A 25245-nucleotide genomic window follows, 5' to 3' on the forward strand; every position below is an offset into this window, starting at 1 on the left:
GGTCAGAATAAGAGAGGGTGGCCTGCGGCGTTACGCGGGCTGAGCGTCGTGCATGTCGTGCGTCGGGAGCGCGCGGCGCATGGCCGGCTGCTCGAGACGTGCGCGTGCGGGAGCATGCATCGCGCTCCGTTCGGTGACGGCGAGCCTCGGCGCGTCGCTCGAACCAAGGCGGAACACGCCGACGGCCTCCACGAGCGCCGCAGCCTGCTCGCGCATCGATTCGGCCGCCGCGGCCGCCTCTTCGACGAGCGCAGCGTTTTGCTGCGTCACCTGGTCCATTTGCGTGAGCGCCTGATTGATCTGCTCGATTCCGCTCGTCTGCTCTTCGCCTGCGCTCATGATGTGGGCCATGATTTGCGTCACGCGCTTGACGCTGTCCATCACTTCGCTCATCGTCGAGCCGGCTTCTTGCACGAGCTTGTTGCCGTGCCCGACTTGCTCGACCGAGCCGCCAATCAGCGCCTTGATTTCTTTGGCGGCCGTGGCCGAGCGTTGCGCGAGCGAACGCACTTCGCTTGCCACCACCGCAAAGCCGCGGCCCTGCTCACCGGCGCGCGCGGCTTCCACTGCCGCGTTGAGCGCGAGAATATTGGTCTGGAACGCGATGCCGTCGATCACAGCGATGATTTCGACGATCTTTTGCGACGCATCGTTGATGGCGCTCATCGTGCTTACCACTTGCGCCACGACGGAGCCGGCGCGCTCGGAAACACTCGACGCACACGAGGCGAGCTCATTGGCTTGGCGCGCGTGCTCCGAATTGCGACGCACGGTGGCCGTGAGTTCTTCCATCGACGCCGCCGTTTCTTCGAGCGAAGCAGCCTGCTGTTCGGTGCGCGAGGACAAATCTAGATTGCCGCTCGCGATTTGCCCCGCGGCCGTCGCAATGGCGCCTGTGCTGTGGTGAACCTGACCCACGATGCCGACGAGGCTTTCGCGCATCGTTTTCATCGCATACATGAGGCTCGTAGGGTTATCCTCGCTCGTCACGAGTTCGACCGTCAAATCGCCGGTGGCCACACGGTTGGCCGCATCGGCCGCAACGGCGGGTTCGCCGCCCAGTTGCTTGAGAATGCTGCGCGTGATGATGAGTGCCGAGACGATGCTGAGCGCAAGCGCCAGCGTCGCCAGTGCGATCATCAGCGTGCGGCTTGCCGAATACAGCTGCTTGGCCGCGGCCGTTTCCTCATCGTTTTGATTGCGCTCGAATTCGCGCAGTGCGCGCACATAGCCCCACCACTTCGCTTGCACGGGGCGCAGTTCGAAACGCAGCAAGTGATAAGCCGTCTCGCGCTGCCCGGACAGTGCAAGCTCTTTGGCCTTGAGCATCAATGGGAGCGCCGCTTCGCCTTGCTGACGAATTTGTTCGATCAGCGTGCGCTCGTCTGGCTTGGCGTCCGCGCTCTGGAACATGGTGACGAGCTTGGCGCGCGCGTCGTCGTATGCTTTGGTTTCCTTCTCGAAGCGCGTGGTCTCGGTCGTAATCTCGTCTTGTTGATCGGCCTGCAGCAAGATCAAGTTGCGCAACGCGAGCGCGCGATTGGAAATGCTCTGATCGAGCCGGTTCGCCAAGCCGGCCTCCACTGCGTTGACATCGGTGATGTCGCTCATGGATGACTCGAGTTGAGCCATGCGAACAAGCGCAAACGCGGTAACCAGAACCAACAGGCACGACACGAGGCTGAAACCAATGCCGAGCCGAGTCGCCACCTTCATGTGGGATAAGTTCATCTCTGCAACCTTTTTTAAAAGTCCCTGCGAGCACGCTAAATCCGTGACCGCCGCTCTCTCAGCGTCATCGGGCGTGGCAGCCGCTCTCTCGGCTACAGGCAGGTCTACGGCAGGCGGATACAGCGCCTTGAGCATTTAGTACGACTAAATGACGAAAAAATCTTAAGGCGGGGCGGCGTCAGAATAAAACGCCAGGCTATGTAAGACTCCGCCTACATGACCCTGACGCAAAATCGACGCGCGCGGCTGCGATCAGTCAGCATTTAGGTGTGCTAACGATCGAGCGGCGGGAGGTAAGTGGGATTGGATGCTTGAACGCTGCGGATATAAAAACTATCAATGCCGATGCAACAGGCTGCGCAATGGATGGCGCCAGTCGATGCGCCGCGCGCTGTCCACGCGCGTTTGTTTTTGATGTTCCTGCCAGAGTTCGTCGGAAAAAAGAAACGCAACGATCAGCAGGGGCAGCATGAGGAAGGCACCCAGTATCAAACGCTCGATCACGATCACTCTCCCGTGCTGCATCAGTGCGACGATGAAAGTCATTGTAGAACTAGCCGGGCGATTGGACGTGACGCTTCCTACGGCGCACGTGGCGCCGCGCGCATTCGCAGCGCGCGTTCCAATTGACTCAGACGCTGGCGGACTTCCAGGTCGCCGCCAGCACGCCGGCGCCGATCAGCATGGAGCCGCCGGTGCGATTGACGGCGCGCTGAACCGTGCGGCTTTTGATCGCGCGGCGTGCACTCGATGCGAGCAGCGCGTAGCCAAATGCGTTGAGCGTGGCGAGCCCGATGAAGGTGGCCTCGAGAATCGGGATTTGCGGCCATGCGCTTGCGTGCAGATCCATGAACTGTGGAACGAACGCGACGAAGAACACGATGCTCTTCGGGTTCAGCGTCGTGACAGCATAGGCGTGGGCGAAGACCTTGCTCGCGCGCGTTTCCGAAATGTCGGGTGTCTGCGCGTCGCTCACCGGCGCGCGCCATAGCTTGACGCCGAGATAGACAAGATACGCCGCGCCGACCCACTTGAGTGCGGTAAACAAGGCGGCGGATGTGGCCAGCACGGCACCCAGACCGAGCATCGAAGCCGTCATCGATGTGAGATCGCCTAACGCAACCCCTGCTGTCGTCGCGAACGCGTAACGGCGGCCGTGACCCAGCGCATAGGAAACGACGAGCAAGACGGTCGGCCCCGGAATGATGATGACGATGGCCGAAGCAATAGCAAACGGCAGCCAATGTGCAAGACTCATGGAAACGCTCCTCGACGAAAACCCGATTTATCCACGACCCGGTGTCGCGCGCAAGTGCAAAAAGCGCGGCGCACACGTTTGCTGCGAATCGTTCGGGGTACGTATTCGGAACGCTATATTGGGGATCAAGCCGAAGCTGGCATTATTTTTGGCGCGTAGTCTGATCTTTTTTATTAGCGCGGACATGCGGCTGGAAGCAGTGCTTTGTGTGCGCTGCATCAATACCGTTTTTATTTATTAAACTGCTTAATTGCATTTCTCGCCGCATACTAAGGTCAACCCTAATCCGCCTTATCCATCATGGCTTTGTCGTTTGGGCGATGCCAACGGCTACCCGCCGTGCGGGGCCTGTGACCACGCGATTCGCATGCGGTTGTTGCCGCGCAGCGGTGCGACAATCCGTCGCTTTTGCAAGTGCACACAAAATGTGCTTGTGATTTCACACGAATGTTCTAATCTCAAACGCGCGGGTTTTAAATTGCATTTAAACACATAGCTAACCTAAGTAAAAACCCGCATGGAGGCAGGACATGAGAAAACAAGTCGGGATGCTTTTTATGTTGGTTGGTTTTGCCGCCGCGGCTTCGGTTGCGCAAGCGCAAGATGTGGTTCTCAAGCCCCAGCAAACAATCCAATTCAGACAAGGCGCCTATGGGTGCTTGTCGAAAGATAAGCTCGACGCAGCGGATCAGCACGCACAAGCGGGCGAACAGCAGAAAATGCAGCAATACTTCACCGGCTACGACTGTCTGTCGCTATCGACGCCCGAGCAGTCCGATTTTCGCGTAGTGCGCGTGGTCGGCCACGACGTCGAATTCGTGAACGCGGGCAATAGCGATACGCAAGGTCTTTGGGCTCACGATCGGTTTATCAAGCAATAGCAAACCGAAAACAAGACAGCACACAGCAGCCGCAAAATAGCGGCGGCCTTTCGTAATTCGCTATCATCACGCGCCGGCGTGCCATGCCGGCGCGGCGTCGTGCGTTCTCTTTCCTCGTTTGCAGGGAAGAAGCGCTTGAGCGGCCCGCGAAACGTTCTCTCACGGTGCCGTATGGCTCTCAAATCCACGATCTATAAAGCGGAACTGCAAATTGCAGACATGGATCGGCATTACTATGCCGATCACGCACTCACGGTCGCGCGTCATCCCTCGGAAACCGATGAACGCATGATGGTGCGCCTGGTCGCATTCGCCCTTTTTGCGCACGAACGACTCGAATTTGCCAAAGGGCTCTCCGATACGGACGAGCCCGACCTCTGGCAAAAGGACCTCACCGGCGCCGTCCAGAAATGGATCGAAGCCGGCCAGCCGGACGAGAAGCGCATTGCGAAAGCGAGCTCACGTGCGGACGATGTGGTCGTCATCGCGTACGGCGGCAAGACGTCGGACATTTGGTGGCAAGCGGTACGCGGCAAAATCGAACGCCTGCGCAACGTGCGCGTGTGGTCGCTCGCGCCCGGTACCGCAGAGGCGCTCGCGAGCCTGGCCGCGCGCACGATGCGTCTTCAGGTGACGATACAAGACGGCGCCGCATGGGTCGGCAGCACCGATGCCGAGCCGGTTGCCATCGAATGGACGGTGCTGAAGGCGCCCGCCGCGTAAGCGTGAAAGCGTCGCAGCGGGGAAGGCTGGCGCTTGCTAGCCAGGCGGGCTTGCATCGGGCGGCCCTTTCAGCTCGACCATGTTGCCCTCCGGGTCGAACAGATAAAGCGACTGGCCGTAGCCATCGGCGCCATAGCGACGCCCGCGCTCACCCACGCGCGCACCGCATGCGCGTAACTCGGCAGCCAATGCGTCGACATCGTAATCTTCGATGCGCAGGCAGAAGTGATCCATGTTGCGCCCGGCACCCGGCGCGCCACTGTCCGGCCGATCGAGCTTGCCGCCGACGGCGAGCAGATCGATCATCGAAGCGCCCGCCCGCAGTTGAGTGAGGCCGAACTCTGGTTGCTCTTTCTCAACGGTACACGCAAGCACGTCGCAATAAAAACGCTTCATGACGTCCACGTCAGCGCAACGGATCACGACATGGTCGAGCCCACGAATGGTCAATGATTTCACCTGCGATTCCTCCTTCGTGTCGGAATGGCCGTGGCGATCCGAGTGCGCTGAACGTACTGTGCTGAATGCGCGTATGACTCGAATATCGCCCGGCTTGTGGAGTGTAGAGGGTAAGGCGAAGCGCCGCGAGACAGGACAAATATGGCGGGCAAAAAAAACCCGCTCTAATAAGAGCGGGTGAATCCATATCAGGAGGAGACATGGAGGAGACAAGACAAACTATACACAAAACAATGGTGCAATGCAATATGTTTTTTTGTCGGCGTGTCGCGAGCAAATCGTATGCCGGCGTTCCGAAAGCATGGTTGGCATGGGCGTGGCGCAGCAAATGCAGTCCCATACGCGAGATACTGTACGGCCGCAGGCGCGGCTGGTGCACGGCCTCGAGACGTCCCCGCCCTAGTCGCGCAGCCCTGCTGAAGCGCTTCCTGACGCCTACGTCGCGCTTTCCGCTGGTGGTATACAGCCTTCGATCGCGAGCTTCGAGGTAGTTGCATTACAGGGCGAGACATCCCGTGCGCAAACCGAAACGCAAGCGGGGCATAATCCGAGGGCGGCATTCCACTGGATAACTCGGCGCGTGGACGTTAAATTGCCAGATGTGGTGCAGCATGCGTTATCCAATTGACTGCGCGCCAGAAGATCCGTAAGCAATCGTCAATGAACAGAAGGACTAACAGTGAAGGGAAGAACGGTCGATGAGTAGCTCGGACCTGCTGGTGCCACAGCAGTTCTCTCTGTTCGAAATGGAGGCGCCTCCAACGGATGGGGCTGCCGACGATCCTTCCGCAGTCGGCAAATACAGCAATTTTGTGGTGTACGTGGACGAAAGCGGCGACCATGGGATGCAGACGCTCGATGCAAACTACCCCGTTTTCGTTCTCGCATTCTGTGTTTTCTATAAGCGCCACTACAGCGAGAAGATCGTACCGGCGCTACACAAGTTCAAGTTCAATCATTTCGGGCACGATCTGGTTGTTTTGCACGAGCGTGAGATCCGTAAGGAAGAAGGCGCCTTTAGGTTTTTTGCGAACAGGGGCACAAGAAGCGCTTCATTTTCGAACTCACCCGGATCATCGAGGAGAGCAACTTTATCCTGATTAGCTGCGTGGTCGACAAAGGGCGTCTGCGTGACAAGGGCGAGACAAGCGACAATCCCTATCATCTGGCGCTCAGTTTTTGTCTTGAAACCTTGTATGAATTTCTCGAGGAGAAGAAGCAGCATACGGCGTTGACTCACGTCATCGTCGAATGCCGCGGGAAGAGAGAGGACAACGAACTGGAACTGGAATTCAGGCGTATCTGCGATGGTGCCAACCGGCTCGGGATTCAGCTTCCGTTCGATGTCATTTTCGCTGACAAGAAAGTCGACTCACCCGGGCTGCAGCTTGCAGATTTGGTCGCTCGGCCGGTGGGCATGAACGTCATGCGCCCGGATCAGCCGAACCGGGCTTTCGATAGCCTCAAACGGAAATTCTATTGTTCAGGCGGCCGTGAGCGGCTAGGCGAAGGGTACGAGAATTGGGGACTCAAGATTTATCCGGCCCCAGAAAGCGAAAAGCCCCGATGAAACTCACCGAGGCTGCGACGCCGACCGGGCACTCCCAGTCCACTTATCGGTAATTATGGAGCCGATGGTCGGGTTAGGCAAGCCTAATTCTGGGTCGTGTCGCGAGCAAATGAATTGTCCGGGTCTGTAGCGCGTAATGTGTCCGGTTTTTGGGTGCGGTATGGACTCACCCGTAAGCCGGGCACGCTGGTTACAGGACACCCGGAAAATGAGATTCGAAGAGGTCTACACGGACTGGCAGGACAAACGTCAACGCACCAATCCAGTTGGCTGCGTGAGGGTCTGCCAGACAGCTGCGGCGGCAACAACTGGCTTTGGGCTACGCCTTACGTCGATTTGCCGCCCCACCAATATGCGGACATTTTGCTCCAAAACCGGACAGGCCTATTTGTCCGCGACCTATGTTTTTGTCGGAGAATTAAAAATGTGCGTGAAGCAGGAGCGAGGCGAGGTGCCGAACCCTAGCGCAAAGGCCCGAATCAGACCGCAAGATTCGGCGCGCCAGCGGGTGCACCGGCGCCTACAGTAAGGCTCGTGTACCGCTCCATTGCCGAGGAATACGATGCAATCCACCTATCTATCCGAACCCGCTTACGCAACGGACGACGAACGCTGGAGCGCTGTGCTCTCGCACGATGCACGCGCGGACGGTGCTTTCTTTTACGGCGTCGCGACCACCGGCGTGTTTTGCCGGCCGTCTTGCGCGTCGCGGGTGCCGCGGCGGCAAAACGTCGCCTTTTTCGAGACCGTCGATGCGGCACGAGCCGCCGGATATCGAGAATGCAAACGCTGTCAGCCCGGCGGCCTGCCGCGCGAGCTTGCCATCATCGAGCGCGCCTGCGCCGCGTTGGACGCCGCCCCCGATACCCGCATGACCCTCGCTCAACTGAGCGAAGTCGTGCACGTCAGTCCGTTTCACCTGCAGCGGCTCTTCACACGCGTGATCGGCCTTTCGCCGCGTCAGTATCAAGCTGCCCGGCGCGGCGGCGCGCTGCGCGATGCGCTGCAGCGCGGCGGCGCGCTGCGCGATGCGCTGCAGCGAGGCGGCGCGGTCACGCGCGCAGCCGTCGATGCCGGCTTTGGTTCGCCGTCACGTCTTTACAGCAATGTTCCCAACGAACTCGGAATGACGCCTTCCGCTTATCGCAAAAAAGGGGCGGGCGTCGCCGTGCACTACGCCTGCGCCGAGACGCCGCTCGGACACGTGCTGGTTGCCGCCACGGACAAAGGCATCTGCCGAATCGCGTTCGGCGACGACGATGCCACGCTGATCGACGAGCTGCGCCGTACGCTCGCCCACGCCGAGCTGCACGAGGACGCAGCCCGCATGGCGCCTTTCATCGCACAAATCGATGCGTATCTGAATGGGTCGCGCGAAACGTTCGACTTGCCGCTCGACGTTGCGGCAACTGCGTTTCGCCAGCGAGTCTGGGACGCGCTGCGGCGCATTCCCTACGGCGAAACGCGAACCTATACGGAGATCGCCGAAGCGCTCGGTGAGCCGCGCTCGGTGCGCGCGGTCGCCAGCGCCTGCGCGTCGAACCGGATCGCACTGGCAATTCCGTGCCATCGGGTCATACAAAAGAGCGGTGCGCTGGCAGGGTATCGCTGGGGTTTGCCGCGCAAGGCCGTGCTGCTCGAAGCCGAGGCCCGTCGCGGCACGACGGGTGCGACGAGTGCAGGCACGGATACCGGTACCGGCAGCGCCGAGTTGGACGACGCCGCTTGAGCACCACGCCGACGGTCACGTTCGAGTTGCCGTTCAAGGCGCCCTACGACTGGCCACGCGTGCTGCGCTTTTTCGCCGGCCGCGCGACGCCGGGCGTCGAAGCCGTGGCGGATGGCGCTTACCGGCGCGCCATTGAATGGCAAGGCGAAAGCGGTACGCTGACGGTGCGGCGGCACGCGCGCAGACGCACCCTCGTCGTCGATGTCGAAGGCCCTGCGAGCGAACATGCGGACACGCTCGCGCCGCATGTGGCAACGATGTTCGACGTCGGCGCCGACCCACGCGCAATCGGCTCGCATCTCGCGCGCGATCCGTGGCTCGCACCGCTAGTCGACGCTGCGCCCGGCTTGCGCGTGCCGGGCGCCTGGTCCGCGTTCGAACTCGTCGTGCGCGCGGTCGTCGGCCAACAAGTCAGCGTAAAAGCGGCGACCACGCTGATCGGCCGGCTGGTGGTGCGCGCCGGCGCGCTGATCGAAGATCATCCGCATCCCGGAACGGCGTGGCGCTTCCCGACCCCGGCCGCGCTTGCGGCTGCGGACCTAGCCCAAATTGGCATGCCCGGCAAGCGCGTAGCGGCGCTGCAAGGCCTCGCGCAGGCAGTGGCCTCCGGTGCGCTCGTCATCGAACGCGAAAGCTCGGCTGTCGAGTTGAACGCCGCGTCGCTTACGGCCATGCGCGCCGCGTTGCTTGCATTGCCCGGCATCGGCCCATGGACGGTGGAATACATCGCGATGCGCGCGTGGCGCGACGCCGACGCGTGGCCCGCGAGCGACTTGGTGCTGATGCAGTCGATCGCCGCACGCGATGCAGCGTGCACACGAGCGGCGGCACAGCGCACTCGCACCGAGCCGTGGCGCCCCTGGCGCGCCTACGCGGCCATGCATCTGTGGAATGAAATAGCGGACCGCGCAAGCGGTGCGCGCGGCGGATAAAACAGCTCACGTCGGCGCCGCTCGAAGCACGTCGCCAATGCCCGCCCAGCCTTGGCCCACGTTCGCGAAACCGCCCGCGGGCGGGGCCTCAAGCGCACTTCCCGGCGCAGTGTTAAAGTGCCCGCTACCTTAAAAACACTTGCGCTCGAGGGCGTCGTGCACTCGCGCGGCGCCCAGGCCCGCTTCGATGTCAGACAACCGATCCCCCACCGTTTCCGAGACATTCGCGCGGCGCTTGCACGTGCTGACGTCGCCCGCCGTAGGCGACGTGCTCGCGCGCGGCCTGCGCGGCATCGAAAAGGAGAGCTTGCGCGTCGTGCCGGGCGGCTCGCTCGCCATGACGCCGCATCCGCGTGAGCTCGGCTCGGCACTGACGCATCCGTTGCTGACGACCGACTATTCCGAAGCGCTGATCGAGTTGATCACCGCGACCGAGCACGATGCGGCGCTGACGCTCGCGCAACTCGACGAACTGCATCGCTTCGTCTATGCGCACCTCGGCGAAGAGTTGCTGTGGACGCATTCGATGCCCGGCCGGCTCCCCGAAGACAACGAAATACCGATCGCCGAATACGGCACCTCGAACATCGGCCGGCTCAAGCATGTCTATCGTCAAGGCCTCGCGCTGCGCTACGGCCGCACGATGCAGTGCATCGCCGGCATCCACTACAACTATTCGCTCAACGAAGAAGCGTGGCGGCTGCTTCATGCGGCTGAGCCGTCGCCCGCGACCGCTATCGACTACCAATCGGCACGGTATTTCGCGCTGATCCGCAATTTCCGCCGCACGAGTTGGCTGCTCATGTACTTGTTCGGCGCCTCGCCGGCACTCGATCGCGGCTTTTTGCGCGGCAAGCCGCACACGCTCGAAACGTTCGATGCCGACACGCTCTACCGTCCCTACGCGACGAGCCTGCGCATGAGCGATCTCGGCTATTCGAACACGACGGCGCAGGCGGCCTTGCGGCCCGACTACGACACGTTGAGCGGCTACCTCGATGCGCTGGCGCGCGCGGTCAGCGAACCCTATGCGCCATACGAGGCCATCGGCACCCATCGCAACGGCGAGTGGATGCAGATCAACACGAACGTGCTGCAGATCGAAAACGAGTTCTATTCGACGATCCGTCCGAAGCGCATTGCGCAATCGGGCGAGCGCCCGTTGCATGCGCTAGCCGCGCGCGGCGTCCAATACGTCGAAATTCGTTGTCTCGATATCGATCCGTTCGAGCCATGCGGGATCTCACTCGAAGCGGCGCGTTTTCTCGATGCCTATGCGCTCGTTTGTGCGCTCGACGATAGCCCGCCGCTGCCCGGCGAGGCCCAAGCCGAAGCGAACGCGAACTTCGGACGCGTCACGCTCGAGGGCCGCAAACCCGGCCTCGCGCTGACGCGCGACGGCCACGAGGTACCTCTCGTCCAATGGGGCAATGAGCTGCTCGACAAAATGGAACGCGCCGCGCGCGCGCTCGATGTCGTTTCGGGCGGCGACGCCCACGTGCGCGCGCTAGCGGCACAGCGCGCCAAGCTTGCCGACCCGGAAGCGACGCCATCGGCACGTGTACTGCGCACGATGCGCGAACGCGGTCAAAGCTTCTTCGCCTTCGGTCTGGCGCAAAGCGAGGCGCATGCCGCTTATTTTCGCGCGCGCCCGCTCGACGCCGCCACGGCCCGCGCTGCGGACGAACTCGCCGCGCGTTCGCTCGCACAGCAAGCCGAGCTCGAGCGCGACGAGGCACCCGATTCGTTCGACGCTTTCGTTGCAGCGTATCGCGGCTACACGCTCGAGCGCTTCAGCGTCTGAAGCTTCTTTCTTCGATCGATTCCGTGCGAACGGACGCGGGCGCGGCGCGTCGAACCGGTATTCCCACTGAAAAGAGGGCGTTGCCATGAAATCGATCAGATGGGCCGCCGCCTGCGCGCTCCTCGCGGGCTGCTCCAGCGCGGACCATGTCAGCCCCGAGACAATGCAAATCGCCACCACGCCGCTCGTATGCCGCAACGCAGACGAATGCGACCGCTGGTGGACCCGCGCGCAGGAGTGGGTGACCCGCCATGGCGCCTACAAGCTGCAAACCGCCAACGACACGCTGATCGAGACAGCAGGCCCGGAAGGCGGCAGCGGCAAACTGGCCTATCAGATCACCAAGACGCTCAACGCCGACGGCTCGGCCACGATCGGCTTCGCCGCCCATTGCGACAGCATGGTCGGCTGCCAACCCGACCCGTGGAAAGCCGGCGCCGATTTCAAACAATACGTGAAAGCGGGGGCGGAACATGCGCCTACGCAATGAGGGCAAGGCGGCGTTCAACGTCATTTTGATGGCGATATCGGTAATCGGTATGCTCCGCGGGTAACGCCGCTAACCCGATGTAATGCCCGGTAACTCAGGCAACGGCGGCGCTGCGCTACCATCGCTGCATCGTACGAACATCGATCAGCATGTTGCCATCTCGAAATTGCATCTCCGCCGCGCTGGCTGCGGCAGCGGTGCTCGCGCTCAGCAGTTGCGCCGTCGGCCCCGATTATCGGCGGCCGGATGCCGCCGTACCCGCCTCGTACAAGGAAGCGCCGCCGGGCTGGAAGGTCGCGCAGCCGGCCGATCGTGCCGAGCGCGGCGCCTGGTGGTCCATCTACGACGACCCGCAACTCGACGCGCTGATGACGAAGCTCAACACCGCCAATCAGTCGGTCGCGCAATTCGCCGCCGCCTATCGGCAGGCGCGCGCGCTCGTCTCCGAGGCGCGCGCAGCGTATTTTCCGACGCTCGGGCTCTCGGCTTCGGCCACGCGCTCGGGTCAGCAACTGTCGCGCTCATCGGGCAGCAGCGCCTTCGGTACGACAAACTCGCGCGTGTCGAACAATTTCGATCTTTCGCTCGACGCTTCGTGGGAGCCCGATCTCTGGGGCAAGGTCAGCCGTACGGTCAGTGCCCAGCGCGCAGGCGCCGAAGGCGCGGCGGCCGATCTCGCGAATGCGCGGCTTTCGGCACAAGCCACGCTCGCGCAGACCTACTTCCAGTTACGCGCGCTCGACTCGCAGCAAAAGCTGCTCGACGATACGGTCACGGCGTACGAGCAGGCGCTCAAGCTCGCTCAGAATCAATACGCGCAAGGCGTCGCGGCGCGCTCGGACGTCATTCAGGCGCAAACACAACTGCAGTCGGCACAGGCGGCCGCAATCGACAACGGCGTGGCCCGTGCCCAAGACGAGCATGCGATCGCCGTGCTCGTGGGCGAACCGGCCTCGACGTTTGCGATGGCCCCCGATCCGCTCGATGCCCAGCCGCCGGAAGTGCCGGTCGAATTGCCGTCCGTGCTGTTGGAGCGGCGCCCCGATATCGCCGCCGCCGAACGCCGCGCTGCCGCGGCGAACGAGCAGATCGGCGTGGCGATGGCGGCGTACTTTCCGTCGCTCACCCTTTCCGCGCAAGGCGGCTTCCAAAGTTCGGTGCTCTCGAATCTGCTCACGTTGCCGTCGCGTTTTTGGACCGTCGGCCCCTCGCTCGCGGCGACGCTATTCGATGCCGGCCTGCGGCATGCGCAGACGGAGGCCGCACGCGCCGCCTACGATCAACAAGTGGCGCTCTACCGGCAAACCGTGCTTGCGGCCTTTCAGAACGTCGAGGATAACTTCGCGTCTCAGCGCATTCTGGCGCGCGAGATCGTCGTGCAAAGGCAGGCGGTCGATTCGGCACGCCAGGCGCTTGCCATCGTGACCAACGAGTACAAAGCGGGCACCGTCGGCTACGTCAACGTGCTAACGGCGCAGACAACGGCATTTTCGGCGGAGCAGAAACTGGCCAGCCTGGCCGGGCAGCGAATGGTGTCATCGGTCGGGCTCGTCAAGGCGCTCGGCGGCGGATGGGATGTGGCTCAGATCGGCAATGAAACCGGTAACGCGAAGGCCGCTTCGGCCGCGTTGCCGGCTTCGGCGCCGCTTGCGGCGCATCAACATCAATAACGCGCCGGCCTCGCGCACGGCCGGCTGGTCAACGCATGTAATCGAGCGCCACGGTCCCAGCGCCCGTCGGGCGGCCGAGCAGATTCAGCAGCCCCGCAAGATTGTCGCGCGCTTGCGGCGCGGCGCTCGCCTCGCCATGAAACGAGACGGCGCTCCCGGCGACCGACCCATGGCCGCTTAGCAGCAGCGGCCCTTTCAGCGTCGACAGATCGATCGTCGAAGTCGCGCCTTGTGCCTGGAAGACGACCCGATAGGAGCCAAGCGGCTTGACCTGCGATACGCGCGAGACCATGTCGGCAAGCGTGATATCGAGGCGGCCAAAGGCGTTCGTGCGAATCAGGTGCCATTGCGTCCAGCCCAGGCGAACATCGCCTTGCGGATCGAGCGTGTTGAACGGCGCCCCAAGGCCCGTCAATAACGCGGCTGGCACGGCGATGTTGCCCGGCGACAGCGTGGCGCCGTCGTACGATGCGTCAAGCGCAACGGGCTCCGGCATCGCCACGGTTTGCCGCATGCTCATCTGCAGCCGTCCGCGTAATAGCGGCCAGAACGCCGTTTGCCATTCGACGCGGCCGGGCAAAACCGTCGCCGCGCTCGCATCGGTGCCCGCGGCAAGCATCAGCGTCGCCGAGCCGTGCCACAGCGAGCCCGCCGGGTCGATCAAGTTGACGTGACCTTGCGTCGCGCGAGCGAACTGCGGCGTCACCCACGACGCCGGCAGCAGCGCGAGCAGCACAGCAGCACTCGATACCAACGCGATGGCAAGCCATGGCAGCAAGGCCGCCATTCGCCCCAGCCGGATGTTCATGCGCAATTTTCTCGGGAATAAGGCATCGGGTGCGGGGGCTTGTCAGTGCGCCGCGCGCACGGCCACGGCTGGCTGCAGCGTCGCGGTGACATCCACTTGCCCATCGACCTTGAGCGCGCTCGCATGCGCCTCGATGACCTTCACCTTGAACTGCTTGCGCGCGTCGTCGAGCCACATCGTCCATGTCGGGAATGACGCGTTCTTCATCTCGACGCGCACAGCATCGCCCGCTATCTGGACTTGCGCCCCCGCAAAACCGCCTTGTGCGAGTGAAGCGGCGAGCGCCTCTTTGAGCGCGTTGCCGGTTGGCGCCGCGCTCTGCGCGGCAGGGGCGAGCGAACGGGCTTCATCCGCCTCGGCCGTCATTTGTGCCAGTTCACGCTGCATCGCGGGCAAGCTCTCGCGCAACTGAGCCCGGCCTTCCTGCGCGGGCGACCACAGCACCGAATAGGCGAGCACCACACCAATGGCCAGGCCGCCCCACGTCAACAGCGTCTTTTCGCGCGCCGTGCGCGCGGCCCAGAAGCCGCCCCACACATCGGTCAGCACCGTCATGCTCTTCATTGTCCGCTCCGGTTTCTGATGGTCCATTTGCCCGTATTACTGTCGAGCTCGCCAGCCAGGCCGTTTTGCGCAAGACGCTTCGTGAAGTCCGGGTCCGCCGTCACCTGCGGCTTGAACGTCAGATCGAGCCGACGATCATGGTAATCGAGCGCCGCAATACCGTTGACGGGCAGGGGTCCGAGCGCAGGCGCCACGCGCGCCGCAAGCGAGAGGTAATCGTCGGGCGACAGTTGGCCCGCCGCGAGCCGCAGTCGCTCGAGTTGCGTTTTCATCTGCGCCGGCGCGTCGAGCACGGCCGCCGTCTTTGGAAACGCATTGAGCAACAGTTCCGTCATCTGCGCGTTCAGTGCATCGCGCTCGCGCACAAGCATGAGCCAGTGCACGTTCGCGCCGATGACGGCGACGACGAGCGATGCCGCCACCAACGCAATGGGCACGCGCAGCCGCCGCATCGTCGCGCGATCGAGCCGCCAGGGCCGCGACTCGAAATCGAATTGGCACAGGTCGAAGCGGCAAGCAAGCGCGGCGAGCGCGACCGTGTCGAACGGCAGCGGCTGCGCGTCGACCATCGCTGCCAGGTGAGCGTCATCAACCGCAGACGCCTCGCCTTCGAGATGAGGCTCGCCAGGCAGCCCGACGAGCGCGAACAGCGTGAGCGCGGCGTCGCCTGCGAGGGCCGAGAGCGTGCTCGCCAGCATCGACGCGGGCACGGCGAGCCCCTCGCCGAGCGCGCCGCGTGCAATCGCCACTTCGATGCGCAATTCGCTCGCCGCGAGCGGCGGCGTCGCGGCGGCCGCCGCCGACTCAGCAAGAATCGCCGGTGCCGTTTCGCCCGCCACACCGAGCAGCGCCGCCACCAGCGGCGGATGCTCGGCAACGGCCTTCAACGCCTGCGGCTCGCGCCTTTCTTGAGGCGGCAGGGCAGGCTCGCCGTGCACCGGCTCGCGCGCCGCTAACGCAGCCGCGTGATCCGCATCCGCTACGGCGGGCAAACACCGCGTGACCGGTACCGCGCGCAGATTGCGGTGACCGGCCGCCGCAAACGCTTCGACGATGAAGCGGAACCACCCGCGATCGATCACCGCAAGCACGCGCGCGCCGCTCGGAAGCGGTTGCGGATCAAGTGCGATATGGCAGGTCTGCGCGTCCTGAATCAGCTGATCCTCGACGATGTTCGGCAACGCCTGCTTGAGCCGCGGCCCCTTGAGCGGCGGCAGCGAGGCGGCCAGCATCACGACGTCGCGCGCGGCGACGATCAGTATCGTCGTCGACGCGCGCGGCAAAAAGGCGAGCGCGGCCCGTCCTGCGCGCTCTTTGCGGCCGCTCTTGTCGAGCAGCACAAAGGGCATGTCGGGCAGTTGCCATTCCTGCGACGGAACCGCGGGGTCTCGCGGCGGCAAAAAAACGATCAACGTGCTCAAAGGCCGTTTTCTCCTGGTTGGCTCAGCGTTTCCCCGATCCGACTCATGACGCATCGCTCACGCGCACGATGCGCGTCGAATGCGTGAGCGGATCGCGATAGACGAGCGTCGTGCGGTCCACTTCGGCCCGCTGGTGCTGCACGCGGCCATGCACGAAAAAATAGCTCGTCGTCACGTCGATGGGAATCTGGCTGGTGTCGGCAAGCGTAGGCGGAGCACCGGCCCCGCGCAATGCCAGCGTGACATCGCTGGTATTGCGAAAAAAGACTGTTTCGCGCCGCGAAACGAGCGCCTGCGCACTCGACACCGACATGCCCGGTGTGATCGCAGCAATGACTTCGGCCGATGCCGTATTCATGTTGATCGCCGTTTGGGTCGGCAACACGGTCACAAACGGGCGCAGCCGCGCGACGATCTCAGGCGTGAAACCGGGCACGTTCAGCAGCGAATCGGCCGTGACCATCTGCAACGGCGCCGCTTGGGAATCGTCATTGCCGTCTTGCAAGCCCGGCTTGTCGGTATAGTCGCTGCCGCCGACAGCACCGCCGAGCTGCTGCGGGGGCGCCGCACCGCCAAGCAGATTGTTCGGCGTCTGAAAGCGTGTGGCCGACTGCCTGAGCGAGCTCCGGACATAAAGCGCAGCCTTTTGCGCGAGCTGGCTGTTAAAGCCGAGCGAGCGCAGCAAGCGCCCGAACGCAAGCGTCTGCGACATGTCGAGCTGCAATTGCCCCGGCGCCGGCACGGCAACGAGGTTGCGCAGATTGAACTTGCTTTGCGCATCTTCGATCGATCCCGACAAATAGGTTTCGTCGGCTTGGTCTCGCTGCGCGACGCCGATCTTGCCGAGAAAATCGGACAGGCGCGTCCTTGCAATCGGTACGGCCCAGACGCCGCCAAGATACGTGATGGTCGGCGCGGTATCCGCTTCGGCGCGCAAGATGAGCCGCGTCCAATCGAGCGCACCGCGCGACACCCACTGCGCCTGCGCAAGCAGACGCTGATTTTCGATACGGCGAACCTGCACCTGCTGCCGCCAGAGCACGCCCGCGACCAGAATGGCCGCGAGCGCAACCACGAAAAGCGCGGTGATGATCGCCGCGCCTTGCTCGCGCCCGCGCCTGGGCACGTGCTTGGGCACACGTTTCGCAGCAAGTTGAAGGATGAACCGACGCGCGCGCATCGTCATTCCCCCACCAGAAAGACACGCGTGATACGCGTATGCAGCGAGGTCGCTCCAATGCCGATCTCGAGCCCCTTGACCGCCCGCTCGAGCGGCGCATTGCCGAACTGGGGCACCTTGACGTTGTTCGCATTGCGCGCGATCTCGTCGCTGACTTGCGCCATCTCTGTCGTCCAGCCGACACGCGGCACGTATAGCCGCGCCGTGATCGCGCCGACGCCGCCGATCAGCGGCACCGCGCTCCATTCCCCGCCGCCGGCGGAGCCCGAAAGCAGCCGCCGTAAATCGCCGACCATCGCCACCGGTGGCGACGCGTAACGCGTAATGCGCCCATTCGTCACTTGATAGCGGACCACCTGTAGCCGCAGCGCCGCACCCGCCATCTCGAAGCGCCGCACGATCTGCAGCGTGCCGCCGCTGATCGATACGGCCGGCTGACCCACTTCATCGTCGGTGGCCGCTTCGCGCGCGTCGATGCGCACCTGATCGAAGAACTGCGCGAAGACGCGTTCGTCTTCCATCGCATTGGTGATCGTCGCGCGCGCGCGGATGATTTGTTCGAGCCCGCGCCACGACAGCACCGCGATCACAGCGAGAATAGCGATGGCCACCATCAGCTCGATCAGCGTGAAGCCGCCTGGGCGCCTCGCGCGCCTGGCGCCGTCAGAGCGCGCGGTTCGTTTCATTGGCAACCACCGTGACAAGCTGCGCGAGCACGCCATTTTCGTCCGGCACCCCAACCGACACCTCGACACGCCGGAACACCGGGTTCGGCGTGGCACTCACGCGCTCGGTGCACAGCAGCGGCTGGTTGCCTTGGGAGCAATCGAAGCTGCGCGAGCCGATGTCGGGCCATTGGCGCGACAAATAAAGCTGCGCCAGCGCGTTCTCCGCACTCCAGCCGGCAAGCAGACGCCGATGCAGACCCGCTTCGTCGGTAGCCAACATCGCGCTCGCGCGCAGGGCGGCCGCGAGCGCAACGGCGATGATCGCCAGCGCGACGAGCACCTCGATCATCGTGAAGCCGCGCGTAGCGAGGCTGGCACGGCGAGAGCAACCACGCACAAGAGGGCGAGGAAGAAGCCGTGAGGACGCTCGGCGCATGGTCATCGGACGTCGTAGCGGCCGTTGCCGGTGCCGACGATCGTCGCGCGGCCGACTGCCGAATAAAGGGTGACCGTTACCGCTGCACTAATGCTCTCCTTACCGAAGACGATCCGATCGGGATGCAGGTCCGTGCCCGGATAGGCAATGGCGACGTCCGTGACGCCGCCTTCCCAACGCCGCTCGCGCAAGAACGTGTCGCGCTGCAACGGCCGCCAGCCGTCGTCGGTGCGAATGTCGAACCGATACCCGCCTGCCACCGGCTGCCAAGCAATGGGCCGTGCCCGCACTTGCGCTTCGTCAGCAGCTGATTCGAACAGCAACGCGAGGCGCTGGGCCTGCTCGTTCAGATCGGTACGCGGATTGCGCGATATGGAAAGCGACGTAAGCGATACGACGAGCCCCGCGATGACGAGCACCACGAGCATTTCGAGCAGCGTAAAGCCGGCCGTGCCATGACCGCACGCGGGCCTTGAGCGGCGCGAGCGGGACAGACAGGAGCGGCTACTCGATCGGAGCATGACGACGGTGCGCCTACTGCCAGGAGCCGATGTCGGCATCGTTGCCTTCGCCACCGGCCTTGCTGTCCGAGCCGTAGCTGAAGACGTCGATTTCCCCATGCACGCCGGGGTTCAGGTACTGATAGGGATGCCCCCACGGGTCGCCCGGCAGCTTATCGAGATAGCCGCCATCTTTCCAGTTGTTCGGCACCGGTTCGGTTGTCGGCTTGGCGACGAGCGCCTGCAAGCCCTGATCCTGGGACGGATAGCGGCCGTTATCGAGACGGTACAGATCGAGCGCTTGCCGGATCGAGCCGATATCCTGCCGTGCCGCCACGCGCCGCGCTTCGTCGGGACGGCTCATGATCTTCGGCACGATCAGCGCGGCCAGGATGCCGAGAATCGCGATGACGACCATGATTTCGATCAGCGTGAAGCCGCGCTGGCGTCCCGCCCGCGACGCCGCGAGCTCCATTCGAGGACGGTTCCACATATGCATAATTCCTACCTCATCCGAAAAAGATTGCCGAAAAACACCGCGTGCGCGGCGCTTCATCCGGCCGGTGATTGTAATGTCTGTTCAAGCACTACTCCCCGCGGCCTATGCCCGCGCACGTGCTCAAATTGACGAATAGTCCGTACAATGGCGCGCATGAATACCCTCCAAGTTCGCCTGCTGTCATTCGTGACGTTCGCGATTTTTTGCGCAACGCTCACCTACTGGGTCATCTTGCTTACCGCCCGGCCGCCCGCTGCGCCGAGCGCCGCGGCGGTCGCCCCGAGCGTGTCGGTCGAAGATGCCACCACGCTTTTCGGCGGCAGGCTCACACGCGACGTGAACCGCAGCATCAAGCTCTTCGGCATCCTCGCACTGCACGCCGGCGCCGCGGCAATCGTCAGCGTCGGCGACGAGCCGCCGCATGCGATTGCGCTCGGCGACAGAATCGGGGAAGGCGGCAAGCTCGCCGAAGTACGCGCCCGCTCGATCATCATCGACAACAACGGCGCGCGCTCCGAAGTCTTTTTACCGGCCAACGGCAGCGGCCCGACCATCTACGTGCGCTGAGCCGGTCCGCTACTGCACCATGTTGTTCAGATCGATGATCGGCAGCATGACCGCGAGCACGATCACCAGTACCACGCCCCCCATCGCGAGAATCAAAAGCGGCTCGAGCAGGCTCGTCAAAAACATCGTGCGCCGCTCGAGTTCGCGCGCCTCGCCGTCGGCCGCGCGCTCGAGCATGGTTGTCACGTCGCCGGTCGCTTCGCCCGAGCGAATCAAGTGCACGAGCACCGGAGGAAACGCCTTCGTATTGCCAAGCGCGCGCGAGAGCGAGGTACCTTCGCGCACCCGCACGATCGCATCGTCGATGTTGGTCAGCATCGCGCGGTTGCTGAGCGTCTCGCCGGCGGCTTGCAGCGCACGCAAGATCGGCACGCCGGCCGCCGTCAAAATGGATAGCGTGCTTGCGAAGCGCACGGTGTTATAGCCGCGCACGAGCTTGCCGGCAAGCGGCGCGGTCAGTAGCCAGCGGTCGAACGCAAGGCGCGGGCCGGCCTGCGCCAACACCGTGCGCGCGCTATACGCGGCAAGCGCCACGCCGATCAGGATGGCCCACCACCAATGCCGCACAAAACCGGACAACGCCATCATCAGCACCGTTAAAAACGGCAAGTGCTGTTTCGTGCTGGCGAACACGTTCACGACTTGCGGCACGACGTAGCTGAGCAGAAACGTCACGATACCTAGCGCGATAATCGTCACGATTGCCGGATACGTGAAAGCGAGCACGATTTTTTGCTTGAGCGCGTTGCGCTGCTCGATGTAATCGGCCAGCCGCGACAGCACGAGCCCCAGTTTGCCGGTATGCTCGCCCGCCGCGACGAGTGCACGGTAGATGTCCGGAAAATCGCGCGGATGCTGCTCGAGCGCATTCGCGAACGAATGGCCGCCCAGTACCTCGGCGCGAATGGCGGCAACGAGCTCGCGGATGTAATCGCGCTCGGACTGGTCGGTCAGCACCGTGAGCGCTTCGTCGAGCGGCAGCCCCGCGATCAACAGGCTTGCCAATTGGCGTGTGAGAATGGCTTGCTCGCGCTGCGAGAGCTTGCGCCCGAGCGCAAGACGCCGCGTGCGTTCGCCGCGCGCGGCGCTGCTGGCCGGCTCGACGACGAGCGGCGTCAAGCCTTGCGTGCGCAACTGAGCCCGCGCCGAGCGCGCACTGTCCGCATCGAGCACACCCTTTTGAGTATGCCCAGCGGTATCGATCGCTTCGAATCGGAATGCCGGCATGCGTTCAGGCCCCGCCCGTCACGCGTATCAGTTCTTCGAGCGATGTCACACCCGAGGCAATCCACCGGTCGCCGTCCTCACGCAGCGAACGCATGCCTCGCGCGCGCCCGGCGGCGAGGATCTCGGCGTCCGATGCATTGCGGTGAATCATCGCCCTGATTGCATCATCGAGAACGAGCAGCTCGTAAACACCGCGCCGCCCCGCATAACCCGAGCGGGCGCACTTGTCGCAACCTACCGGATGCCAGTGCGTGCGCCCCTCTTCGACATGCTCTTCCTTGCAGACCGGGCACAGCCGCCGCACGAGCCGCTGTGCCAGCACGCCGAGCAGCGACGAGGCCAGCAGATACGGCTCGACGCCCATGTCGGTCAGCCGCGTGACGGCCGATGCCGCATCGTTCGTGTGCAGCGTCGCGAGCACGAGGTGGCCCGTGAGCGACGCCTGCACGGCGATCTGTGCCGTTTCGAGATCGCGGATCTCGCCGATCATGATGATGTCCGGGTCTTGCCGCAAAATCGAGCGCAGCGCGCGCGCGAACGTCATGCTGATGCGCTCGTTGACCTGCGTTTGGCCGATGCCGGGCAAATCGTATTCGATCGGATCTTCGACGGTCATGATGTTCGTCGATGCCGTCTCGAGCCGCGAGAGCGAGGCGTAGAGCGTCGTCGTCTTGCCCGAGCCCGTGGGCCCGGTCACGAGCACGATGCCGTGCGGCCGCGAGATCAGCTTATCGAAGTGACCAAGCGTATCGGGTGCCATGCCCAGCGCTTCGAGGTTCAGATGTTGTGCGTCCTTTTCGAGCAGGCGCAGCACGGCCCGCTCGCCATGCCCGGTCGGTAGCGTCGACACGCGCACGTCGACCGCGCGCCCGCCGACGCGCAACGTGATGCGCCCGTCCTGCGGCAGCCGTTTTTCGGCGATATCGAGCTGCGCCATGATCTTGATGCGCGAGATCAGCGCGCCATGCAGCTCTTTTTTGGGCCGCACGACGTCGCGCAGCGTGCCGTCGACGCGAAACCGCACCACCGACGCATTCTCGAACGGCTCGATGTGGATATCGGAGGCGTGCTCGCGCGCGGCCTGCGTGAGCAGCGCGTTGATCATGCGGATGATCGGTGCGTCGTCCTCCGACTCGAGTAGATCCTCGACCTCGGGGATGTCTTGCATCAGACGAGATAAATCGACCTCGCCCTCGACTTCGCCCACCACTTGCGCCGCGCTGCCGTCATTGCGCGCATAGGCTTGGTTGATGGCCTGCGCGAGTTCGTCGGCCGGCATCCGATGCGCGGTGAGCGTGCCGAAATTGCGCGCGACCTCTGCCAGCGCCGCGCCGTTCGTGCGCTCGCTGATCCATACCTCGATGCCGTCCGGCCGCTGCTGTGCGACGAGAATCTGGCCGTTACGCGCGAAGCCGTAGGGCACCAGGCGAGCGGCAAGCGGTGAAGGCGCTTGGCGCTCGCCCACCGCTTGCGATGGCCCGGGCGTGCTCATCAATTACCTCCTGGCGCGGCTGCGGGACTTTGTTGCTGCGGTTGCTGCTGTGGTTGCGGCTGCACCGGTGCGGCCGTAGCGCCGGAAGCGGTCGTGTCCGGCTGCCGCGTCATGCCGCGGATATCGAACAGGTTGTCTGCCGGCCGTGCGCCTTGGCTTGGGCCGGGCGGCATCGGCGGCAGGACCGGAACGTTGTTGTCCTTGATGAGCCGGTTATCGGTCTGATAGCCCTGCTGTTCCTCACGCATCACGCCGTATCGATTTCCGGCAATCGTCGTGCTGTCGTCCTGATCGCGCACGACGATCGGGCGCAGGAAAATCATCAGATTGTCCTTCTGCCGCGATTTGCTTTCGGAGCGAAACAGTTGACCGAGCCAGGGGATATCGCCCAGCAGCGGGACTTTGGAATTGCCGGCGCTGTAGTTGTCGCCAATGAGGCCGCCGATTGCGATGATCGAACCGTCGTCGGCCAACACCGTCGATTGAACCGACCGTTTGTTGATCGAGACGCCGCCATTCGACGCGCTATTGTTCAGCGTCGTTTGGTCGATCGCGGAGACTTCGGTGTAAAGCTGCAGTTTCAGCGAACCGCCCTCGGTGATTTGCGGCTTGATGTGCAGTACCGTGCCAACGTCTTGCCGATCGAACGTATTGAACGCGTTGACGCCGCTCGCCGAACTCGTATTTGTCGTGTACGACCCCGACGGAATCGGCACGTTCTGGCCGACGATGATGCGGGCTTCTTCGTTATCGAGCGTCATCAGGTTCGGCGACGACAGCACGTTCGCGTCGGTGGTCGAGCTAAGCGCCTGCAGCAACCCGCCGAGCCCGAAGATACTGCCGAAGCGATGCAACAGGCCGATGTTCAGCCCGTTGCCCAACAGCGAATTGTTGCCCGAAGTCTGCAAGCCCGCCAACGCGCTCGACAAATTACCCGATGTGGCAATTCCGGCACCGGTCGCCGTCAGGTTGACGATGTTGCTGTTGCCTGTACCGAAGTTCGACCCGGCATAGACGCCGTTGTTATTCGAAAGCAACGCACCCTGCCATTGGATACCGAGGTTCGACGAACGCGTGGCCGTGAGCTCGACGATCAACGCTTCGATATAGACCTGCGCGCGACGCGCGTCGAGCTGGTCGATGACGGACCGCAGGTTCCGGTAGACCGGGTCCGAGGCCGTGACGATCAGCGAATTGGTGGCCGCGTCGGCCTGGATCATGCCTCCCGGCGGGTTATCGTCGTTGCCGGAACCTTGTTTGTTCGACGAAAAGCTGCGGTTGCCGAGGCCCGCGCTACCGCTACCGCTACCGCTGCCGCTGCCGCTGCCCGATAACGAGCCGGTGCTGCCTTGCGAGCTGCCGTACGACCCGGGCAACGGCGGCATACCGGCCGTACCGGTCGAAGAAGCATTGCCACCCGCCGAACTTTCGTTGATGCCGCTCGCATTGTTCGACTCGGCGCTCGCGCCGCTCGTGCCTTCGGAGCCTCCCTTGCCCATCATGCCGCGCAGCGTCTTCGCGAGCTGCACGGCATTCGCATTGTGCAGATGCACCACATGCATGTTGCCGGGCTCGGAGCTTGGCGCGTCGAGCTGCAGCGCCAGCCTTTTCGCCGCCTGCAGCCGCGCCTTGTTCGACGCGCGCAGCAACAGCGAGTTAGTACGCGGCTCAGCGGTGACCGATACCTTGAGCGTTGCGTCGGTGCTGCCGATGGAGCCGGGATCGAGCAGCTTCGAGAGTTGCTGAGCGGCATCGATTGCATTAGCGTTTTTGAGCGCCACGACTTCGACCTGCCGCCCGGCCGCACTGTCTATGCCTGCGATGATTGCGGCGATACGTCTTACGTTGTCGGCATAATCGGTGACGACGAGCGTGTTATTGGCTGGATACGCGGCGATCGTATTGTTCGGCGAGATCAGCGGGCGCAGCACCGGCAGCAAGTTGTTGGCCGATTCGTTGTGCAACTCGAACACTTGCGTGATGACCTGATCGCCGCGCGCGGAGGTGGTATTGCCGAAATAGGTGGGCACGCCTTGAAGCTTCGCGTCGGCCTCGGGCACAACCTTCAATACGCCGTGATCCTGCACGAGCGAAAAGCCTTGCATGCGCAGCGCCGCTTCGAGCGTTTTGATCGCTTGGTCCTCGGGAACGGGATTCTCCGATACGAGGTTCAGTTGCCCTTTCACACGCGGATCGACGATGATCGTTTTGCGCGTCGCCGCACCGATCGCCTTGGCGACCTGATCGATGTCGGCGTTGACGAAATTGAGCGTGACCTCGGCATACGCGCTTTGCGCCGTGACTAAACCAACCGTCAGCAACGCGGTTGCGATCCGGCGCAGTGCCTTACGATTTCTTATCATGGAATAGGAGTTCAATGCGAAAGTGCCAGGTGGCGGCCGCCGGCTCGCGGCAGCCCTGCACGCCGCCGGCTCGGTCGCTGCCGTTTCGAGAAACGAACATTAGCAGCTTTTTATGTCCCGATAATCACAAAACCTGGAGCCTCCGTTCGTTTTCACCCACTGAATTGCCGGGTAGCCTAACTGGCTCGCAATGGACGCGGGCCACTATACGAAAAAACGCGGTGACAATTTTGTCGGTAGCCAACAGTCCTATGTCCGCCGGCCGACTTTGCG

Annotated in this window: 26 protein-coding genes; 11 read left to right on the top strand and 15 right to left on the bottom strand. The window is 63.4% G+C overall.

Going from position 1 to position 25245, the window contains the following annotated elements; all coding sequences use genetic code 11:
- Nucleotides 1-30: 30 nt before the first annotated feature.
- From ACSQ20_RS18875 to ACSQ20_RS18885, 3 genes are all read right to left on the bottom strand, one after another.
- Nucleotides 31-1731 carry a methyl-accepting chemotaxis protein gene (locus tag ACSQ20_RS18875; RefSeq protein ID WP_436022638.1) on the bottom strand — a complete coding sequence of 567 codons (1701 nt, stop codon included), beginning with the start codon at nt 1729-1731 and terminating at the stop codon, nt 31-33.
- A 336-nt stretch (nt 1732-2067) separates the two neighbouring features.
- Nucleotides 2068-2235, bottom strand: coding sequence for a hypothetical protein (locus ACSQ20_RS18880; protein WP_436022640.1), 168 nt, complete (start codon nt 2233-2235; stop codon nt 2068-2070).
- Nucleotides 2236-2362: 127 nt separating this feature from the next.
- Nucleotides 2363-2989 carry a LysE family translocator gene (locus ACSQ20_RS18885; protein WP_436022642.1) on the bottom strand — a complete coding sequence of 209 codons (627 nt, stop codon included), beginning with the start codon at nt 2987-2989 and terminating at the stop codon, nt 2363-2365.
- Between ACSQ20_RS18885 and ACSQ20_RS18890 the strand changes: the two genes are divergently transcribed.
- The 3 genes from ACSQ20_RS18890 to ACSQ20_RS18900 all read left to right on the top strand — a co-directional run bounded on the left by ACSQ20_RS18890 (nt 2988) and on the right by ACSQ20_RS18900 (nt 4593).
- Nucleotides 2988-3230 carry a hypothetical protein gene (locus ACSQ20_RS18890; protein WP_436022644.1) on the top strand — a complete coding sequence of 81 codons (243 nt, stop codon included), beginning with the start codon at nt 2988-2990 and terminating at the stop codon, nt 3228-3230. The two genes, ACSQ20_RS18885 and ACSQ20_RS18890, sit on opposite strands and share 2 nt — an antisense overlap.
- Before the next feature lie 289 nt (nt 3231-3519).
- Nucleotides 3520-3870 (top strand): surface attachment protein Sap1, encoded by a 351-nt coding sequence (gene sap1 / locus ACSQ20_RS18895; protein WP_436022646.1) that lies wholly within the window; start codon nt 3520-3522, stop codon nt 3868-3870.
- Between the two features lie 171 nt (nt 3871-4041).
- Nucleotides 4042-4593, top strand: coding sequence for a YaeQ family protein (locus ACSQ20_RS18900; protein WP_436022648.1), 552 nt, complete (start codon nt 4042-4044; stop codon nt 4591-4593).
- A gap of 36 nt (nt 4594-4629) precedes the next feature.
- On the opposite strand, the gene ACSQ20_RS18905 is transcribed toward ACSQ20_RS18900, so the two are convergent.
- The gene (locus ACSQ20_RS18905) at nt 4630-5043 is read right to left on the bottom strand and encodes a VOC family protein (RefSeq protein ID WP_436023228.1); all 414 of its coding nucleotides are present in this window, start codon (nt 5041-5043) and stop codon (nt 4630-4632) included.
- 707 nt (nt 5044-5750) lie between these two features.
- Between ACSQ20_RS18905 and ACSQ20_RS18910 the strand changes: the two genes are divergently transcribed.
- The 7 genes from ACSQ20_RS18910 to ACSQ20_RS18940 all read left to right on the top strand — a co-directional run bounded on the left by ACSQ20_RS18910 (nt 5751) and on the right by ACSQ20_RS18940 (nt 13247).
- Entirely contained in the window at nt 5751-6152 is a 402-nt protein-coding gene (locus ACSQ20_RS18910; RefSeq protein ID WP_436022650.1) for a DUF3800 domain-containing protein, read from the top strand.
- The gene (locus ACSQ20_RS18915; RefSeq protein WP_436023230.1) at nt 6152-6622 is read left to right on the top strand and encodes a DUF3800 domain-containing protein; all 471 of its coding nucleotides are present in this window, start codon (nt 6152-6154) and stop codon (nt 6620-6622) included. The genes ACSQ20_RS18910 and ACSQ20_RS18915 overlap by 1 nt, the downstream gene beginning before the upstream one ends.
- 562 nt (nt 6623-7184) lie before the next feature.
- A complete protein-coding gene (gene ada / locus ACSQ20_RS18920) occupies nt 7185-8351 on the top strand; it encodes a bifunctional DNA-binding transcriptional regulator/O6-methylguanine-DNA methyltransferase Ada (protein WP_436022652.1) in 1167 nt (388 codons plus the stop codon).
- A complete protein-coding gene (locus ACSQ20_RS18925) occupies nt 8348-9283 on the top strand; it encodes a DNA-3-methyladenine glycosylase family protein (RefSeq protein ID WP_436022654.1) in 936 nt (311 codons plus the stop codon). Before ada ends, ACSQ20_RS18925 begins: the two co-directional genes overlap by 4 nt.
- Before the next feature lie 187 nt (nt 9284-9470).
- The gene (gshA, locus tag ACSQ20_RS18930) at nt 9471-11087 is read left to right on the top strand and encodes a glutamate--cysteine ligase (RefSeq protein ID WP_436022656.1); all 1617 of its coding nucleotides are present in this window, start codon (nt 9471-9473) and stop codon (nt 11085-11087) included.
- Nucleotides 11088-11172: 85 nt separating this feature from the next.
- The gene (locus tag ACSQ20_RS18935; RefSeq protein ID WP_436022658.1) at nt 11173-11577 is read left to right on the top strand and encodes a hypothetical protein; all 405 of its coding nucleotides are present in this window, start codon (nt 11173-11175) and stop codon (nt 11575-11577) included.
- Between the two features lie 149 nt (nt 11578-11726).
- Nucleotides 11727-13247 (top strand): efflux transporter outer membrane subunit, encoded by a 1521-nt coding sequence (locus ACSQ20_RS18940; protein ID WP_436022660.1) that lies wholly within the window; start codon nt 11727-11729, stop codon nt 13245-13247.
- A gap of 28 nt (nt 13248-13275) precedes the next feature.
- On the opposite strand, the gene ACSQ20_RS18945 is transcribed toward ACSQ20_RS18940, so the two are convergent.
- The 8 genes from ACSQ20_RS18945 to gspG are packed head-to-tail and all read right to left on the bottom strand — an operon-like array spanning nt 13276 to nt 19299.
- Nucleotides 13276-14055 (bottom strand): type II secretion system protein N, encoded by a 780-nt coding sequence (locus tag ACSQ20_RS18945; RefSeq protein ID WP_436022662.1) that lies wholly within the window; start codon nt 14053-14055, stop codon nt 13276-13278.
- A gap of 42 nt (nt 14056-14097) precedes the next feature.
- Nucleotides 14098-14619: a type II secretion system protein GspM gene (gene gspM / locus ACSQ20_RS18950; protein WP_436022664.1), complete on the bottom strand. Its 522-nt coding sequence runs from the start codon at nt 14617-14619 to the stop codon at nt 14098-14100.
- Nucleotides 14616-16040, bottom strand: coding sequence for a type II secretion system protein GspL (gene gspL / locus ACSQ20_RS18955; RefSeq protein WP_436022666.1), 1425 nt, complete (start codon nt 16038-16040; stop codon nt 14616-14618). The genes gspM and gspL overlap by 4 nt, the downstream gene beginning before the upstream one ends.
- A gap of 43 nt (nt 16041-16083) precedes the next feature.
- Complete coding sequence (gene gspK, locus ACSQ20_RS18960; protein WP_436023232.1) at nt 16084-17220, bottom strand: type II secretion system minor pseudopilin GspK; 1137 nt, start codon at nt 17218-17220, stop codon at nt 16084-16086.
- A gap of 2 nt (nt 17221-17222) precedes the next feature.
- Complete coding sequence (locus tag ACSQ20_RS18965) at nt 17223-17906, bottom strand: PulJ/GspJ family protein (RefSeq protein ID WP_436022668.1); 684 nt, start codon at nt 17904-17906, stop codon at nt 17223-17225.
- On the bottom strand, nt 17884-18330 hold the full coding sequence (gene gspI, locus ACSQ20_RS18970; RefSeq protein ID WP_436022670.1) for a type II secretion system minor pseudopilin GspI: 447 nt from the start codon (nt 18328-18330) through the stop codon (nt 17884-17886). The genes ACSQ20_RS18965 and gspI overlap by 23 nt, the downstream gene beginning before the upstream one ends.
- Complete coding sequence (locus ACSQ20_RS18975; RefSeq protein WP_436022672.1) at nt 18327-18845, bottom strand: GspH/FimT family pseudopilin; 519 nt, start codon at nt 18843-18845, stop codon at nt 18327-18329. Before ACSQ20_RS18975 ends, gspI begins: the two co-directional genes overlap by 4 nt.
- Nucleotides 18846-18858: 13 nt before the next feature.
- Nucleotides 18859-19299, bottom strand: a complete 441-nt coding sequence (gspG, locus tag ACSQ20_RS18980) for a type II secretion system major pseudopilin GspG (protein ID WP_436023234.1) — start codon at nt 19297-19299, stop codon at nt 18859-18861.
- A gap of 177 nt (nt 19300-19476) precedes the next feature.
- Between gspG and ACSQ20_RS18985 the strand changes: the two genes are divergently transcribed.
- A complete protein-coding gene (locus tag ACSQ20_RS18985; RefSeq protein ID WP_436022674.1) occupies nt 19477-19890 on the top strand; it encodes a type II secretion system protein N in 414 nt (137 codons plus the stop codon).
- 9 nt (nt 19891-19899) lie between these two features.
- Here the strand turns inward: ACSQ20_RS18985 and gspF are convergent, their stop codons facing one another.
- Genes gspF through gspD form a run of 3 tightly spaced genes read right to left on the bottom strand, consistent with a single transcriptional unit; the run spans nt 19900 to nt 24972 of the window.
- Entirely contained in the window at nt 19900-21117 is a 1218-nt protein-coding gene (gspF, locus tag ACSQ20_RS18990) for a type II secretion system inner membrane protein GspF (protein ID WP_436022676.1), read from the bottom strand.
- Between the two features lie 4 nt (nt 21118-21121).
- Nucleotides 21122-22609, bottom strand: a complete 1488-nt coding sequence (gene gspE / locus ACSQ20_RS18995; protein WP_436022678.1) for a type II secretion system ATPase GspE — start codon at nt 22607-22609, stop codon at nt 21122-21124.
- On the bottom strand, nt 22609-24972 hold the full coding sequence (gene gspD / locus ACSQ20_RS19000) for a type II secretion system secretin GspD (RefSeq protein WP_436022680.1): 2364 nt from the start codon (nt 24970-24972) through the stop codon (nt 22609-22611). The genes gspE and gspD overlap by 1 nt, the downstream gene beginning before the upstream one ends.
- Nucleotides 24973-25245 lie beyond the last annotated feature (273 nt).

Origin of the sequence: Trinickia sp. LjRoot230 (assembly GCF_964253315.1) — a bacterium.
GTDB lineage: Bacteria > Pseudomonadota > Gammaproteobacteria > Burkholderiales > Burkholderiaceae > Trinickia.

Excerpts from the sequence above, each read along its gene's own strand:
- ACSQ20_RS18875 (WP_436022638.1), bottom strand. The coding sequence starts at position 1,731 with ATGAACTTATCCCACATGAAGGTGGCGACTCGGCTCGGCATTGGTTTC.
- ACSQ20_RS18890 (WP_436022644.1), top strand. The coding sequence starts at position 2,988 with ATGGAAACGCTCCTCGACGAAAACCCGATTTATCCACGACCCGGTGTC.
- ACSQ20_RS18885 (WP_436022642.1), bottom strand. The coding sequence starts at position 2,989 with ATGAGTCTTGCACATTGGCTGCCGTTTGCTATTGCTTCGGCCATCGTC.
- sap1 (WP_436022646.1), top strand. The coding sequence starts at position 3,520 with ATGAGAAAACAAGTCGGGATGCTTTTTATGTTGGTTGGTTTTGCCGCC.
- ACSQ20_RS18900 (WP_436022648.1), top strand. The coding sequence starts at position 4,042 with ATGGCTCTCAAATCCACGATCTATAAAGCGGAACTGCAAATTGCAGAC.
- ACSQ20_RS18910 (WP_436022650.1), top strand. The coding sequence starts at position 5,751 with ATGAGTAGCTCGGACCTGCTGGTGCCACAGCAGTTCTCTCTGTTCGAA.
- ada (WP_436022652.1), top strand. The coding sequence starts at position 7,185 with ATGCAATCCACCTATCTATCCGAACCCGCTTACGCAACGGACGACGAA.
- gshA (WP_436022656.1), top strand. The coding sequence starts at position 9,471 with ATGTCAGACAACCGATCCCCCACCGTTTCCGAGACATTCGCGCGGCGC.
- ACSQ20_RS18935 (WP_436022658.1), top strand. The coding sequence starts at position 11,173 with ATGAAATCGATCAGATGGGCCGCCGCCTGCGCGCTCCTCGCGGGCTGC.
- ACSQ20_RS18940 (WP_436022660.1), top strand. The coding sequence starts at position 11,727 with ATGTTGCCATCTCGAAATTGCATCTCCGCCGCGCTGGCTGCGGCAGCG.
- ACSQ20_RS18945 (WP_436022662.1), bottom strand. The coding sequence starts at position 14,055 with ATGAACATCCGGCTGGGGCGAATGGCGGCCTTGCTGCCATGGCTTGCC.
- gspM (WP_436022664.1), bottom strand. The coding sequence starts at position 14,619 with ATGAAGAGCATGACGGTGCTGACCGATGTGTGGGGCGGCTTCTGGGCC.
- gspK (WP_436023232.1), bottom strand. The coding sequence starts at position 17,220 with ATGCGCGCGCGTCGGTTCATCCTTCAACTTGCTGCGAAACGTGTGCCC.
- ACSQ20_RS18965 (WP_436022668.1), bottom strand. The coding sequence starts at position 17,906 with ATGAAACGAACCGCGCGCTCTGACGGCGCCAGGCGCGCGAGGCGCCCA.
- gspI (WP_436022670.1), bottom strand. The coding sequence starts at position 18,330 with ATGACCATGCGCCGAGCGTCCTCACGGCTTCTTCCTCGCCCTCTTGTG.
- ACSQ20_RS18975 (WP_436022672.1), bottom strand. The coding sequence starts at position 18,845 with ATGCTCCGATCGAGTAGCCGCTCCTGTCTGTCCCGCTCGCGCCGCTCA.
- gspG (WP_436023234.1), bottom strand. The coding sequence starts at position 19,299 with ATGGAGCTCGCGGCGTCGCGGGCGGGACGCCAGCGCGGCTTCACGCTG.
- ACSQ20_RS18985 (WP_436022674.1), top strand. The coding sequence starts at position 19,477 with ATGAATACCCTCCAAGTTCGCCTGCTGTCATTCGTGACGTTCGCGATT.
- gspF (WP_436022676.1), bottom strand. The coding sequence starts at position 21,117 with ATGCCGGCATTCCGATTCGAAGCGATCGATACCGCTGGGCATACTCAA.
- gspE (WP_436022678.1), bottom strand. The coding sequence starts at position 22,609 with ATGAGCACGCCCGGGCCATCGCAAGCGGTGGGCGAGCGCCAAGCGCCT.
- gspD (WP_436022680.1), bottom strand. The coding sequence starts at position 24,972 with ATGATAAGAAATCGTAAGGCACTGCGCCGGATCGCAACCGCGTTGCTG.